At 43.0% G+C, this 14693-nt stretch carries 10 protein-coding genes, 2 pseudogenes and 2 riboswitches; of the genes and pseudogenes, 6 read left to right on the top strand and 6 right to left on the bottom strand.

What is annotated here, in order from left to right:
* Positions 1-290: 290 nt before the first annotated feature.
* Positions 291-1625 (bottom strand): glycerol-3-phosphate transporter, encoded by a 1335-nt coding sequence (gene glpT, locus WD019_RS20475; protein ID WP_425712658.1) that lies wholly within the window; start codon positions 1623-1625, stop codon positions 291-293.
* A 288-nt stretch (positions 1626-1913) separates the two neighbouring features.
* Here glpT and WD019_RS20470 point away from each other — a divergent pair, with 288 nt between their 5' ends.
* Positions 1914-2480 (top strand): RBBP9/YdeN family alpha/beta hydrolase, encoded by a 567-nt coding sequence (locus tag WD019_RS20470; RefSeq protein WP_425712657.1) that lies wholly within the window; start codon positions 1914-1916, stop codon positions 2478-2480.
* Positions 2481-2907: 427 nt separating this feature from the next.
* On the opposite strand, the gene WD019_RS20465 is transcribed toward WD019_RS20470, so the two are convergent.
* From WD019_RS20465 to WD019_RS20445, 5 genes are all read right to left on the bottom strand, one after another.
* Entirely contained in the window at positions 2908-3864 is a 957-nt protein-coding gene (locus tag WD019_RS20465) for a transketolase family protein (RefSeq protein WP_425712656.1), read from the bottom strand.
* On the bottom strand, positions 3861-4718 hold the full coding sequence (locus WD019_RS20460; RefSeq protein WP_425712655.1) for a transketolase: 858 nt from the start codon (positions 4716-4718) through the stop codon (positions 3861-3863). The genes WD019_RS20465 and WD019_RS20460 overlap by 4 nt, the downstream gene beginning before the upstream one ends.
* Positions 4719-4820: 102 nt before the next feature.
* Positions 4821-6197 carry a PTS ascorbate transporter subunit IIC gene (locus tag WD019_RS20455; RefSeq protein WP_425712654.1) on the bottom strand — a complete coding sequence of 459 codons (1377 nt, stop codon included), beginning with the start codon at positions 6195-6197 and terminating at the stop codon, positions 4821-4823.
* Between the two features lie 63 nt (positions 6198-6260).
* The gene (locus WD019_RS20450; protein WP_026679407.1) at positions 6261-6542 is read right to left on the bottom strand and encodes a PTS sugar transporter subunit IIB; all 282 of its coding nucleotides are present in this window, start codon (positions 6540-6542) and stop codon (positions 6261-6263) included.
* Between the two features lie 59 nt (positions 6543-6601).
* The gene (locus tag WD019_RS20445; protein WP_425712653.1) at positions 6602-8665 is read right to left on the bottom strand and encodes a BglG family transcription antiterminator; all 2064 of its coding nucleotides are present in this window, start codon (positions 8663-8665) and stop codon (positions 6602-6604) included.
* Positions 8666-9005: 340 nt separating this feature from the next.
* A riboswitch (cyclic di-AMP (ydaO/yuaA leader) is annotated at positions 9006-9142 on the top strand.
* 47 nt (positions 9143-9189) lie between these two features.
* Positions 9190-9338: riboswitch (cyclic di-AMP (ydaO/yuaA leader) on the top strand.
* A gap of 247 nt (positions 9339-9585) precedes the next feature.
* Between WD019_RS20445 and kdpF the strand changes: the two genes are divergently transcribed.
* The 5 genes and pseudogenes from kdpF to WD019_RS20420 all read left to right on the top strand — a co-directional run.
* Positions 9586-9663 carry a K(+)-transporting ATPase subunit F gene (gene kdpF, locus WD019_RS20440; RefSeq protein WP_081412781.1) on the top strand — a complete coding sequence of 26 codons (78 nt, stop codon included), beginning with the start codon at positions 9586-9588 and terminating at the stop codon, positions 9661-9663.
* 37 nt (positions 9664-9700) lie between these two features.
* Positions 9701-11369: pseudogene (gene kdpA, locus WD019_RS20435) on the top strand (potassium-transporting ATPase subunit KdpA).
* A 20-nt stretch (positions 11370-11389) separates the two neighbouring features.
* Positions 11390-13420 (top strand): potassium-transporting ATPase subunit KdpB, encoded by a 2031-nt coding sequence (gene kdpB, locus WD019_RS20430; RefSeq protein ID WP_425712652.1) that lies wholly within the window; start codon positions 11390-11392, stop codon positions 13418-13420.
* Positions 13421-13445: 25 nt separating this feature from the next.
* A complete protein-coding gene (kdpC, locus tag WD019_RS20425) occupies positions 13446-14009 on the top strand; it encodes a potassium-transporting ATPase subunit KdpC (protein WP_026679403.1) in 564 nt (187 codons plus the stop codon).
* A gap of 59 nt (positions 14010-14068) precedes the next feature.
* Positions 14069-14693 (top strand): annotated as a pseudogene (locus WD019_RS20420) (sensor histidine kinase KdpD); the annotation flags it as partial.

Here is a 14693-nt window from a genome sequence, read left to right as displayed (position 1 = left end):
GGACAATAAATGGCCTCAGTCGGACAATAAATTTAGTATTTTTTCCACTTATTGTCCAAAAGTAAAATTTTATTGTCTAAACCGGATGATTTATTGTCTAAATAAGAGCACTTATTGTCCGAGAACGAAATCATTTTAAATCATGTAATGGTTCGTGATCGTTTTTCCTCATTTTGCAGATCGAACGAGATGTTCTTAAAATAAGAATATCCGATAACTGAAACCCAAACTTTTTTTCTAGAAGGGGCACTAGTTAAGCAACTGGCCAGGCATTCGTCAGGGGCGAATCGTTACGCCGCATTTCCCGATTTGCCAGAATTCCAGGTCAAGGCAAGGAACACAATGGATAGAACCGTTGAAGCAATAAGCAGGATGAATCCGCCGCTCCAGTCGGCAAGATCGACAACATAACCCATCGCCACGCTTGCAAACACCGATCCGCCCAAATAGCCAAATAAGCCTGTAAGCCCCGCGGCTGTGCCCGCAGCCTTTTTAGGCACTAAATCCAGTGCATGAAGTCCAATGAGCATGACCGGGCCATAAATTAAGAAACCAATGGCGATTAAAGCGATATTGTCGACCAGCGGGTGTCCAGCCGGATTTAGCCAGTAGACCGCAACCGCCACAAGAACGCCGAGCATGAAGATGATCCCGGCAGGCGCCCGCCTTCCTTTGAAGACTTTGTCGCTGATCCAGCCGCATAAAAGCGTTCCCGGAATGCCGGCCCACTCGTAGAGGAAATACGCCCACCTTGACTCGTTATGGCTGTATCCTTTTTCCTCGGTTAAGTACGTCGGCGCCCAGTCCAAAACCCCGTAGCGCACTAAATAAACAAAGATGTTGGCAAGCGCGATGTACCATAAGAATTTGTTGTTAAGAACATATCGGAAAAGGATTTCTTTCGTAGAGAGCTCTCTTTCGCGGTCTTCGGTGTCATTTTCGGGGTAATCGTTTTTATATTCTTCTATCGGCGGCAGCCCGACTGACTGCGGAGTGTCCCTCATTAAAGCAAAGGCGACGATGGCGACAATGAATGCAATGATGGCCGGGAAAAAGAAAATGCTTTTCCAGGTGACAAAGATGGCGATGCCGAGACCCGCAAGCGGAGCAACGATCCCGCCGCCGACGTTATGGGCGACATTCCAGATGGCCATTTTCGTTCCACGCTCGCTCACTGAAAACCAGTGCACCATCGTCCGGCCGCTCGGGGGCCATCCCATTCCCTGAACCCAGCCGTTCAGAAAGTTCAAGGCAAGCATAATGGCAAGGCTCGATGTAACAAATGAAAAAGACCCGAAAATAACATTGATAAGAGCAGAAAGCATAAGGCCGGCAGCCAAAAAATACCTCGGATTGCTCCGATCCGAAACCGTCCCCATAACGAATTTGCTGATTCCATACGCGATGGATACAGCGGACAAGACCAGTCCCAATTCCCCTTTGCTGAATCCCATATCGTTTAAATACGGCATGGCCAGTGTGAAGTTTTTTCTGACCAGGTAGTAGCCCGCATAGCCGATGAAAATTCCGAGGAACACTTGCAGGCGAAGCTTTTTGTACGCTTTGTCAATCTTGTCCTCCGGAAGCCTGTCGACATGCGGCGCAGGCTGAAACATTTTCAGCATATTTCCATCCCCCTTTTCATTGATGGACCGAAAAAAAAGACAGCCAGAAGAAAATAGCGGAATCCGCTACTTGCTTTTTGGCTGTCTCCAGTCTCCGGCCTTTTATTAACTTCATTTTTACTATAGCATAGAATAACCAAAATATGAACGCGTTACCATAATTTCTGAGAAAAATTAAAGCCTGGGTATGCAGCGCCTAATTTTATTGAAAAAATGCTTTCCTGTTGAGTTTTTTCATTTATCAGTTTTATACTGTTTTTTGAATACATAAAACAAGGAGGAGTACCAATGGCAAAACAAGTATATATTATCCATGGGTACGGAGCTTCACCCGCCAATCATTGGTTCCCGTGGTTGAAAGATAAATTGATCGCAGATGGTAATCAAGTTTCGGTCCTTCACATGCCAAATTCGTCTGATCCTAAAAAAGAGGAATGGTTGAAAACATTAGCCAATTCGATAAAGAACTTAGATAACAACACGTATTTTGTAACCCATAGTCTCGGGTCTATCACATTATTAAATTATCTAGAACAGCTGGAACATTTACCGCCATTTGGAGGATTCATTCTCGTTTCTGGCTTTTCTAAACCGTTATCATCCTTGCCTTCACTAGATCCTTTTACGGAGAACAAAGTGGATTATAAAAAAATCATTTCCGCAACCCATTCGCGTGCTGTTATTGCTGCAAAAGATGACGATATTGTTCCTTTTCAATTGAGCCAAAATTTATCCAACCAATTGGATGCCTCATTTTATCCTGTTGAAAAAGGTGGCCATTTCCTGGAAGATGATGGCTTTACTGCTTTCCCATTGGTTTATGATCTTTTAAATCAAATGATGAAAATGAAGTAAATCGTTGGTCCACGGCCATCGTCTCCAGCATGCAGCCCGTTTTGGATCATTTGACGAGCGATCAAGCCGAACGGATCGGGGGACGATTCATACCCGCCGCAAAAAGATTGAAATCAGATAAAAAATGATTGATAACCGCGCGGAATTGATCGATAAATAAAAATTTGATTGATAACCGCTCCGAAAAGATAGATAACATAAAAAAATTGACTGATAACCGCGCGGAATTAATCGATAAATAAAAATTTGATTGATAACCGCTCCGAAAAGATAGATAACATAAAAAAATTGATTGATAACTGCTCTGTATTGACTGATAAATAACGCTTCATCGATTTCAGGAGGGCGCAAAAATGACGTGTGATTTGGCACACGTCATTAAACATCTAATATAATGTTTTTCAAAAAATCAGGCCAGAATTGAATTTTATTGTATTTCCTTTACTGCGGTAACGATGTCATTTGCCGTTAACTTGTAAAACTCCTTTAGATACTCGGCTTTTCCAACCTGACCAAATTGCTCCTTGACCCCAATTCGCCGTATGCGGGTCGGACAATGTTCACTTAATACTTCTGATACTGCGCTTCCTAATCCGCCAATAACATTATGATTCTCTGCTGTTACAACGGCTTTTGTTTTGTCTGCGTAATTCACGATCAAGTCTTTATCGATTGGCTTAATCGAGTACATATCAATAACTGTAGCGTTAATGCCTTGCTCCTGAAGAAGATCTGCCGCCTTCAATGATTCAGCTACCATAATGCCGCTTGCGATGATGGTAACATCGCTTCCTTCGCGAAGAACCTTGCCTTTACCAGATTCAAAGGTTTCATTTTCATCATAAAGTTTTACGGCTTTTTTACGGATGGTCCGTATATAATGGATTCCGTACTCCTTTTCAATTTTTCGGAGCAAGTAGCCTAGCTGGACAGCATCGCTCACTTCATATACATTCGCATTTGGAATGAGGCGAACAAGCCCTAAGTCTTCAAAGGCCATATGAGTGCCGCCATTATGCTCCGCGGTAACGCCAGAGTCTGATCCTACTATTTTTACATTCAATTGCGCATACGCCCCTGAAACAAACAGCTGGTCAAATGCCCGCCGAGTGACGAACTGGGCAAAGGAATGAACATAAGGAATTTTGCCTGTAAGCGCTAAACCAGCGGCAACGCCCATCATATTTGCTTCCATAATTCCGGAATTAATCAGTTGCCCTGGGATTTTACCGATAATTTTATTCGTTGAAATCGCACTCATCAAATCGGCTTCCAGGGCAATGACATTTGGATTGTTTTGTGCCAATTCCAGAAGTGTGCTTGCATACATTTGCCGCATTTCAATGTCATCTAATTCATACGTTTTGGATGATGTTTGAATCATATCGTCATTGCCCCTGCCTTTCCAAGTTTAATTTCCAATTCTGAAATCGCAGTTAAAATGGCTTCTTCGTCTTTTGGATTTGGACGGATGTGATGGTTATCTGCCTTTTCTTCTAAATACGGGACACCCTGGCCTTTCATCGTATCCAAAATAATAGCAACGGGCTTATCAGTTTGTGCTTTTCCTTTTTGGATTGCTTTGTAGATTTGCTCTAGTGAGCTTCCATTTACTTTCATGGTATAAAAGCCAAACGCTTTAAATTTTTCCACAAAGTCTAGCGGATCAATAATATCTTTTGTCGGGCCATCTAGCTGTTTCTTATTGTCATCAACAAACACAAAAAGGCGATTCAATTTGTGATGGGCCGCGAATTGGAAGGCTTCCCAGCACTGGCCTTCATTTAATTCTCCATCACCCACTATGCTGTAAGTGTAATTGCCCTTATTTGATAGTTGATGAGACAATGCGACGCCAACTGCAACCGATATTCCCTGGCCTAAAGAACCTGTAGTCATATCCACACCGGGTGTTAAATTCCGGTCGGGATGCGAAGGAAGTGTAGTTCCATTTTGATTTAGCGTATAGAGGACTTCTTCAGGGAAAAATCCTTTTAGCGCTAATGTGGCATAAAGCCCTGGTCCGCCATGTCCTTTGGATAATATAAAATAATCGCGATCCTCCCAATCCGGGTTATTCGGATCTACCTTCATCACTTCCCCATATAAGACGGCTAAAGTTTCAATGATTGACAAGCTTCCGCCATAATGCCCAAAGCCCATATGGTGCAGTTCCTTTAATGTCAGTAATCGAATCTTATCGCGAAATATTTCCAATTTTCGTAAATCAATGTCCATAAAAACCTCCCTTTACCCATTTGGGTGATAAATGAAAAAATGCAGCAGGAAGGTACAGCAAACTCCCGTATCAACTGTACCCCCATCGCCTATTCTTAGAAGTTAAGCTCCAATTTTAGCTGATCCATCTCTTCGTTTATCTTTTTTGAAAATCGCAAATAAGAAAGCGAGCACGACAAAGGCAACGACGGTAATCGTTACACCACCAGCGCCGAACGACCTGGCAACATGCCCAAGCACAATTCCTGATGCAGCAAAGTCGGCGTCTGAGAAGGTCGTGCTTGCAAATCCGAGATCGCCTAGAACCGGCATTAAGAAGACTGGCAGGAAAGTAATGAATAAGCCGTTTGCAAACGAGCCAATCGTTGCGCCGCGAATGCCGCCAGTTGAATTGCCATACACTCCAGCGGTCGCGCCAGTAAAGAAATGAGGAACAACACCAGGCAAAATAATCACCGAACCAGCAATGCCGAGGATAATCATCCCAACAATACCGCCAAGAAAGCTGCAGAAGAACCCGATTAAAACAGCATTTGGCGCGTATGGAAAAACAATTGGGCAATCAAGGGCCGGCTTTGAGTTCGGGACAAGCCTCGTTGAAATTCCTTTGAATGCAGGAACAATTTCTGCCAGCACCAACCGAACACCTGATAAAATAACAAACACCCCTGCCGCAAATGTAACCGCCTGGATCAGTGCGAAAACAAGATAATGAGTTCCTCCACTAAGCTCTTTTTCAATATAAGCAGGACCAGCAAACAGAGCGATTACGACATAAAGAATGGTCATAGTTAATGCAATAGTTACAGAGCTATCACGCAAAAATCCTAGCCACTTTGGAAAATTAATTTTTTCAGTAGACCGGGAGCCTTTTCCGACAGCCATTCCAACAAGGCCGGAAAGAACATAGCCTAAGCTTGAAAAATGTCCGAATCCTACTTGATCGTTACCTGTAATTTTCCTCATAAATGGCTGGCAGATCGCAGGGAAAACAGCCATGATTAATCCAAGGGCAAGAGAGCCCACAATAATGAGCGAAACTCCCCTCAATCCTGATACGACCAGGATCACCGCGAGCATACAAGCCATGTATAACGTATGATGGCCTGTCAAAAAGATATATTTCAGCTTCGTAAAGCGGGCAATCAAAATATTCGCCAGCATTCCAAAGAACATAATAAAGGCAGTTACATTCCCGTATTTGGTTAACGCCATGGCAACAATGGCTTCATTATTCGGTACAACCCCCGTTACATGAAACGCATGCTGGAACATTTTTCCGAATGGTTCCAGAGAGCTGCTGATAATTCCAGCCCCCGCTGAAATAACAAGAAACCCCAGAAATGTTTTCGTCGTTCCTTTAATGATTTCACTTTTAGGCTTTTTCTGAATAATAAGGCCAATAAGTGCGATTAGCGCAACTAAAACGGCTGGCTGACTTAAAATATCCATGATCAATTTAAGAAATCGTTCCCCCATTGATAGAAGCCTCCTTTTGCTTTTATTATTCAAACATTGGAAAGGCAACTTTTGAATCTACGCTCATAGAAGCCCTTTTTGCTTTAACACATCCGTTAGTTTTGAGCGAAGCCCATCCATATCAATGATGCTATCGATGACGATAAGCTCTCCTAAATGCCCCATCCCTTCGGCAATGTCTTTAGCGGCAATAAATAGATCCGCTGAATCTGGAGTTGCAGAGCTAAGATCAGAATGCTCTACTTCAATACCGCTTACTCCAAGTTCCGCCAAGATTTGTTGGACGTTCATTTCAAGCATGAAACTGCTTCCTAAACCTGAACCACATACTGCTAAAATTTTCATCGTCATTCCTCCTAAAGGTTTTTTTCAAAAATTGATGAACTACCTGACTTGTTGCCTAATTAAGCGATCGCAGAATAGTGCTTAAATAATTCAGAGATTTTTTCGATTGACTCTAGCTCTTTTAATCGTTCGATGTTGGCTTTTTCACTTAGCAACTTTGTCAATTGTGAGAGTGCCTTAAGATGTGTTTTATTATCAATTGCCGCAATACAAAACAATAATCGCACGGGATGCTTTTCGTCGTTTAAAAAATATACGGGCTTATTTAACTTTAAAAAGCTCATCCCCACCTGGTTCACTCCCATTTCGGGACGTGCGTGAGGGATGGCGACTTCAGGGCCAATGACGACATATGGGCCTACCGTCTTCACATTTTCGATCATCGCATCAATGTACGATGTGTCAATGGCCCCTTTTTTCAGCAGCGGATGGGCCGCTACTCTTATAGCTTCTTCCCAATCGGAAAGCTGTTCAATGATTTGAATCGTTTCTTCTTTTAATAGATCGTGCAACACTGGCTGTCTCCCCCTGTAAACATCTACTTTTTTATGAAAGGTCATCTTGCTGAGCGCATCTTTCAACCCTTCTTCATCATAAACATTTGCGAATTGCTCAATCGTGTGCATGAGTTCTTTTAAGGATAAATTTCGGTATTGAAATCCAAAAAGATGCTGATACACTTCATTGACCAAGCTATTTTTTTCAACTGGTGTCATGATTGGCTTGACATGAAAGCAGGGAAGAGCCGTCTCTAGTCCCACTGTTGAAAAAATCAGATCATACCCTTCAAATTTCCCTTCTTGGAATTCCTGCAGTGATAGTGTGCTTTCAACTGTAATTTCTGAGAAAAGCGATTCCAGCTGGTGTTTGACCATTAAGGAAGAGCTAATCCCGCTCGGACAAACGACAAGAGCTCGTTTCTTCTTCGGCATCATTTGTTTCGGCTTTTCTAGCAGAGCTCCAAAATGAATGGCAATGAATCCAACTTCTTCATCAGGAATCGTTATGCCGAGCAATGACCCGATCGGAAGAAGCATTTCCTTCACAATGGTATAAAGCTCTTGATGTTCACTTTTAATTTGATCGAGAAGTGGATTGGTAATGGGAATACGGTACTTCATGCGAAAATAAGCTGGCTTAATATGCTGGTAAAGCGTTTTAATCACTTCATCCTTTTTTTCAAAGGCAATGCACGCTTTTGATTCAAAATCAAGCACAAGCTGTTCGCAAAGCTTAAAGAGCAAATCGCGGTCCCCGTCTTGAACAGAAACGCTGCCTAACGACAGGCCAAGCAACTGAATCGTGAAGTAACAAAGCTCCGATTCTTCTTCCTCCAGCCCAAGCAGAAGAAATAGCTTTTCCGCTACCGACCACATGCGTTCTTTCTTTAATACATTCATTTCATCAGAGTGGAATCGGACAAACTTTCTTTCTTTTTGAAGGAAATAATAGAATTTAAGAAAATAGGAAAACTGAAGTAACCGTTCTTCGACAAATTGCAGTCCTAACATCTTTTCAATGTGTTTGAGGCTGCTGTGGATATGATCGAAGTGAAAATACTCATTTCCTTCGTTTAGCAGGTAATCGATCATTTTCTCGCCGTACGGCACTTGTAATAACTCGGATAAATGCTTCATGACGAGCACTCTCTTGTCCAATTCTGTTCCAATTAGATGATAGCCTCGCTGGCGGGTATAACGAATTTCAACAAGGTATGGGCTGTTCACGTCATTCGCCTTTTTGACATCGGAAATGACGGTGTTTTTGCTCACTTTTAGAAGGTGTGTCAAATGAACTGATGAGATGGGCTCTTGCCGGATAAACAAATAGAGATAAATAAAGATCAAGCGTTCTTCTTCCGTTAAATTAAAATCCCGTTCATTGATAAGGTTTTGCTGCTTTCGAAAATACTCCACAACATCTTCCGGCATCGCGATATAATGAATTCCTTTGTATGGAATTACCGGAAGTCCTCTTTCTTTTAACCAATGATTGACTTTCTCTAAGTCATAAGAAATTTGCCGCTTCGTTAATTGGGTATAATCCATGATCTGATTCATTGTTGTATTCTTCACTTTTAAAAGATAATTGAGCAAAAGCGCGGGACGTTTTTCGATCATCATTGGCTTGACCTCCTGTTTTCATCATATAATAAAACGCTTTCATGGTGGTGAGTGATTGGGAACAATTGATGGGAGGAGCGACGGACAAAATTGCGCTGAACTTCTATCATGGATAAGAAATTTTCAGCGATTCCCATCAATGAAAAAAGAGTTGCGTCAATTGAATGGTCTTTTAATTTAAAGAAATCGTAAGAAAAAAGAAGATTAGATGGGTCAAACTTATTAATACAAGATTATTCATTTAAAAATACAGATATTTTGGTTCATTTTCAATGAATTTCCATCCTTTACAAGCAAAAAAGCAAGGAGTAAGATTAACACTATCTTCATTTTTAAAAAATTCGAATGACCGCTGAATCCAAATTTGGAACGGAGGAACCATCGGAAAGAAATTTCCTGGGGTGAAACTTTTTAAGTCGGGCGACTCTTGCCGTCCGAACCCGTCAGCTAACTTCGTAAGCGTGGTAGGAGAGAGAAGGTGACATTAATAGTATTCAAAAAATTTGATAGTACTCATAACCTTTGCGTCTATATCGCTTAATTCCTCTAAAGGGGAAACGGGGGAACCAACCGTGGCTTCGAGCCACATGGGGTGAATCTCGATCTTTCGAGTAGGGCGACTCTCACGCCCGAATCCGTCAGCTAACCTCGTAAGCGTTTCGAGAGAGGCAACAAATTTCGTGTGCACACGGGTTTATTTAGTGATCCCTGAAGCCTGCGGAAGAGTTCCTCTTCCGCAGGCTTCTTTTTTGTTGCTTTTTTTAAGAAACAGACTCCAAATCAAGTCACTTCATTTGCTATCAAAAGGAGGAAGTCTCATTGAAAGATGTTTTCATGATTGTACTGATGATGGTCACATTCGGCATCCTATGGGGATTTATCAGGTGGTGCGACCGTACAACCGGAGGCGGTGAAAAACAATGATTTTCACTGCGATCGTGACGGGGGGAATTTTTATTTATTTGATCTATGCCCTTATCCACCCGGAAAAATTTTAAAAGAATAGCATTCTACGTTTTTAGGAGGAAACCATACATGGATGCATTGCAAATCGCGGCGGTCATTTTGCTGCTGCTTTTCATTATAAAACCATTGGGAAGCTACATTTATCATGTTTTTTCCAATGAACCGAATAAGACGGACAAATTCTTCGCGCCTATTGAGAAATGCATTTATGCAATATGCGGAATGAAAAACAGGGCGCCGATGACCTGGAAAAAATATACGATCTCTTTATTGTTGAGCAATATTGTTTTTGTTGCGGCTGGTTATGTCATTTTGCGCCTGCAACAATTTCTCCCGTTGAATCCTAACGGGATCAAAAACATGGAACCAACTTTATCGTTTAATACGATTGCCAGCTTTATGACGAACACTAATTTGCAGCATTACAGCGGTGAAACGGGACTTTCCTACTTCTCGCAAATGGCCGTCATCATGATGATGATGTTCGCTTCTGCGGCTACGGGGATTGTTGTGGCAATTGCTTTTATTCGGGGAATTACCACGAAAGGGAACACTATCGGCAACTTTTTTGAGGACTTCATCAAGGGACATACACGTCTTCTCATGCCTATGTCGATCATTCTGACGCTAGTTCTTGTGGGGCTGAAAGTTCCTCAGACGCTCGATCCGTCAATTACGCTGACAACACTTGAAGGAGCGAAGCAGGTTATTGCCATTGGCCCTGTTGCCGTTCTAGAAGCGATTAAACATTTAGGCACAAACGGTGGAGGATTTTTCGGCGCAAACTCTGCGCATCCATTCGAAAATCCAACCCCTCTTACAAACGTAATCGAGATTTTATCTATGTGGTGTATCCCTGCATCGTTAACGTATACTTATGGGCGTTTTGCGAAAAAGCAAAAACAAGGTTGGATCGTATTCGGCGCAATGAGCATTTTATTTGTGGCTTTTCTCGCTCTTATTTACTTCGCTGAAAGTAATGGCAACCCGGCTTTAACGGCTATGGGACTGGAGCCCTCGCAAGGAAGCATGGAAGGTAAAGAAGTAAGATTTGGCATTGCCCAATCGGCCTTGTTCAGCACGGTGACTACCGCGGCCACGACGGGAACGGTCAACAATATGCATGATACACTGACACCGCTTGGGCAAATTACGCCTCTTTCCCTGATGATGCTGAACACGGTATTCGGCGGAGACGGAGTGGGGCTTGTCAACATGTTGATGTATGCCATCATCGGGGTCTTCATTTGCGGATTGATGGTTGGCCGGACACCTGAATTTTTAGGACGGAAAAGAGATGAAATTAATTGCGGTGGCATTGCTAGCCCATCCGTTGCTTATTCTAGGGCCAACTGCCCTGGCATTTCTAACTGAGCTGGGAAAAGGCGCGATTTCAAATCCCGGGTTCCATGGGATTTCGCAAGTACTATATGAATTTACCTCATCTGCTGCCAATAACGGATCGGGGTTTGAAGGTTTGGGGGACAATACGCTATTTTGGAACATTTCAACCGGGCTTGTGATGCTATTGGGTCGCTATGTTTCGATCATTTCATTGCTCGCCGTAGCCGGGTCCCTTGTTCGAAAACAACCCATTCCGGAAACCATTGGCACATTTAGAACAGATCACTTATTATTTGTGGGGATTTTGGTGGGTGTTGTCCTCATTGTCGGAGCGTTAACGTTCTTGCCTGTCATGGCTCTTGGGCCGATCGCTGAATATTTGTCGATTCGTTAAACAAAAGAGGTGTAATCAAAATGAATCAATCCAAACAGAATAAGGGGTCTGGGTTAATTAAACAGGCTATCGTATCAAGTTTGATTAAATTAAATCCATTAGTGATGATGAAAAATCCGGTCATGTTCGTCGTTGAAATAGGCACGATCCTTGTCCTCCTCATGATGATCATGCCCGAGGCATTTCATGCAGAAGGAAGATTCGGGTACAATCTCGCTGTCTTTCTCATTCTTTTCTTTACGATAGTATTCGCCAATTTTGCTGAGGCGCTTGCCGAAGGCAGAGGAAAAGCGCAAGCCGACAGCCTAAAGAAAACGAAAAAAGACACAACCGCTAAAAAAATTGGCAAAAACGGAACGATTACAACGGTTTCGTCCGATGAACTTCGAAAAGGGGATATCGTTCTTGTTGAAACAGGGGATCTTGTTCCCGGAGATGGTGAAATTATTGAAGGTCTTGCTTCAATCGATGAATCTGCCATTACCGGCGAATCTGCGCCGGTGATTAAGGAGGCCGGCGGCGATTTCAGTTCGGTAACCGGCGGAACAAAAGTGGTCAGCGACTCGATTAAAGTGCGTATTACGGCAGATCCCGGAGAATCGTTTCTGGATAAGATGATTTCACTTGTTGAAGGAGCCAAACGCCAAAAGACGCCAAATGAAATCGCCTTAAATATTTTGCTTGTCACATTAACGATTATCTTTCTTTTAGTCGTCGTCACTCTTTTGCCAATCGCAAACTATGTTGGTGTTCATTTAGAGCTTTCAACATTAATCGCTTTGCTTGTCTGCTTGATCCCAACAACGATTGGAGCGCTGTTATCCGCCATTGGAATTGCCGGCATGGACCGCGTCACGCGCTTCAATGTGCTGGCAATGTCCGGGAAGGCAGTGGAAGCAGCGGGCGACATTAACACGATCATCCTTGATAAAACAGGCACGATCACTTTTGGCAACCGGCTGGCCGCAGAATTTGTTCCTGTTACAGGTGCTACACAAAAGGAACTCACTGACATCGCAGTTGTTACATCTTTATTTGATGAAACACCTGAAGGGCGTTCGGTTTTAGAATTGGCGAAAGCACGAGGGTTTTCCTGGGACGCTTCTTCTTATGAATCAGCGGAAATTATTCCTTTTACCGCAGAGGAACGAATGAGCGGGCTAATCCAGGAAGGCAATCACTACCGAAAGGGTGCGGTAGATTCAATTAAAAAGTTTGTCCAACAAATGGGCGGAAAGGTGCCGGAAGATTTACAAGCGAAAAGCAACGAAATCGCGAGTCAAGGCGGCACCCCACTGGCGGTTTCTTATAACAGCAAAATCCTCGGGTTGATTTACTTAAAAGATACCGTTAAACCAGGCATGAGGGAGCGTTTTGATGAACTCAGGAAAATGGGAATTAAAACAATAATGTGTACCGGGGATAATCCGCTGACAGCGGCTACCATTGCGAAAGAAGCAGGCGTTGATGAATTTATTGCGGAAGCCAAACCGGAAGATAAAATCCGGGCGATTCGCAAAGAACAGGAAAAAGGGAAGTTGGTGGCAATGACTGGAGACGGAACGAACGATGCCCCTGCACTTGCACAAGCCGACGTCGGGCTGGCAATGAACTCCGGGACCATCGCCGCGAAAGAAGCAGCTAACATGGTTGATCTTGATTCAGATCCGACTAAAATTATTGAAGTCGTTTCGATAGGCAAGCAATTATTGATGACACGTGGGTCGCTGACGACATTCAGCATCGCAAATGATATCGCGAAATATTTTGCGATCATTCCCGCCATGTTCACTGTCGCCTTACCTAAAATGGAAGTGCTTAATGTTATGGGGTTGCATTCACCGACAACAGCGATTCTATCGGCCTTGATCTTTAACGCCATCATCATCCCATTGTTGATCCCGCTTGCCATGAAAGGCGTTAAGTATGTTCCGATGAGCGCAACTAAGCTGTTATCTAAAAATATTTTGATTTACGGTTTAGGTGGTGTTGTCGTACCGTTTATCGGGATAAAACTCATCGACATCATTGTGAGTGTATTTGTGCAATGATCATGAAGACAATGGAGGGTTTTACTTGTTTAAAATAATCAGATTAGCATTGTTGATGATCGTCGTATGTGGGATCGCCTACCCGCTGGCCATGACGGGATTGGCGCAAATGATTTTTCATGATCAGGCCAATGGGAGCCTGATCAAAGAGAAAGATGGTAAAGTGGTCGGATCGGAATTAATCGGCCAAAATTTTAAAAGTCCTCAATATTTTCACGGACGTGTATCTTCTATTCATTATGATGCGGCCGCTTCAGGATCCAATAACTACGGGCCAACGAACAAAGAGATGTTAAAACGAACAAATGAGTCGATCAACTTGTTGAAAAAAGAAAATCCAGGCGTAGATACGAAAGACATCCCTGTTGATTTAATCACCAACTCTGGTTCCGGTCTGGATCCTGATATTTCAGTTAAAGCTGCGAAATTCCAGGTGGACCGTGTGAGCAAAGCGACAGGCGTAAGCCGCGCTCAATTAAATTCGTTAATCGATGATACAACAAAAGGAAGAAGTCTTGGCCTTTTTGGAGAGCCGCGCGTCAACGTTTTAGAGTTAAACATAAAACTTCAAAAGCTTTTAAAATCGTAATTAAAATTTTACCTCGGCCGTTAAGGCCGGGGTAATAGGTTTGATTCGGGGGTGATGATGTGTTTCCAGAGTATCGCAGAAAAACACCAGAGGAAATTTTACAAGAAATTGAACGGTTGAAAAGAGGCAGGCTGAAAGTGTACATCGGTTCAGCCCCGGGAGTTGGAAAAACCTACCGCATGCTGCAAGAAGCTCATGAACTGAAGACAGAAGGAATTGATGTCGTCATTGGCCTAATTGAGACGCACAACAGGAAAGAAACCGCCGATTTAATCGGAGACCTCGAAATTGTCCCGAAAAAGAAAATTGAATATAAAGGCCGGATCCTGGAAGAAATGGATACTGAAGCGATTATTGAAAGGGCGCCAGAGCTGGTTTTGGTCGATGAATTAGCCCATACCAATGTTCCAACCTCCCCGAGAGAAAAACGGTACATGGATGTTGAAGAAATTTTAAAAGCAGGGATCCATGTATTATCCGCAGTTAATATCCAGCATCTTGAAAGCTTGCATGACATTGTGGAACAAATTACGGGGGTGAAAGTCAGGGAACGCATTCCTGACAGCTTTCTTCATATGGCCCGTGAAATCATTCTCGTGGATGTCACACCGGAAATTTTAAGAAAACGGTTAAGAGAAGGGAAAATTTATCATCCGAGTAAAATTGAGCAAGCATTGACTCATT

Origin of the sequence: Fictibacillus sp. Mic-4 (assembly GCF_049843615.1) — a bacterium.
Taxonomy (GTDB): domain Bacteria; phylum Bacillota; class Bacilli; order Bacillales; family Fictibacillaceae; genus Fictibacillus_A; species Fictibacillus_A gelatini.
The sequence above is the reverse complement of the archived record's forward strand: the minus strand, read 5'-3'. Positions and strand labels throughout refer to the sequence as shown.

Bases quoted from the DNA above. Each gene is read 5' to 3' on its own strand.
- glpT (WP_425712658.1), bottom strand. From the start codon at position 1,625: ATGCTGAAAATGTTTCAGCCTGCGCCGCATGTCGACAGGCTTCCGGAG.
- WD019_RS20470 (WP_425712657.1), top strand. From the start codon at position 1,914: ATGGCAAAACAAGTATATATTATCCATGGGTACGGAGCTTCACCCGCC.
- WD019_RS20465 (WP_425712656.1), bottom strand. From the start codon at position 3,864: ATGATTCAAACATCATCCAAAACGTATGAATTAGATGACATTGAAATG.
- WD019_RS20460 (WP_425712655.1), bottom strand. From the start codon at position 4,718: ATGGACATTGATTTACGAAAATTGGAAATATTTCGCGATAAGATTCGA.
- WD019_RS20455 (WP_425712654.1), bottom strand. From the start codon at position 6,197: ATGGGGGAACGATTTCTTAAATTGATCATGGATATTTTAAGTCAGCCA.
- WD019_RS20450 (WP_026679407.1), bottom strand. From the start codon at position 6,542: ATGAAAATTTTAGCAGTATGTGGTTCAGGTTTAGGAAGCAGTTTCATG.
- WD019_RS20445 (WP_425712653.1), bottom strand. From the start codon at position 8,665: ATGATGATCGAAAAACGTCCCGCGCTTTTGCTCAATTATCTTTTAAAA.
- kdpF (WP_081412781.1), top strand. From the start codon at position 9,586: ATGATTTTCACTGCGATCGTGACGGGGGGAATTTTTATTTATTTGATC.
- kdpB (WP_425712652.1), top strand. From the start codon at position 11,390: ATGAATCAATCCAAACAGAATAAGGGGTCTGGGTTAATTAAACAGGCT.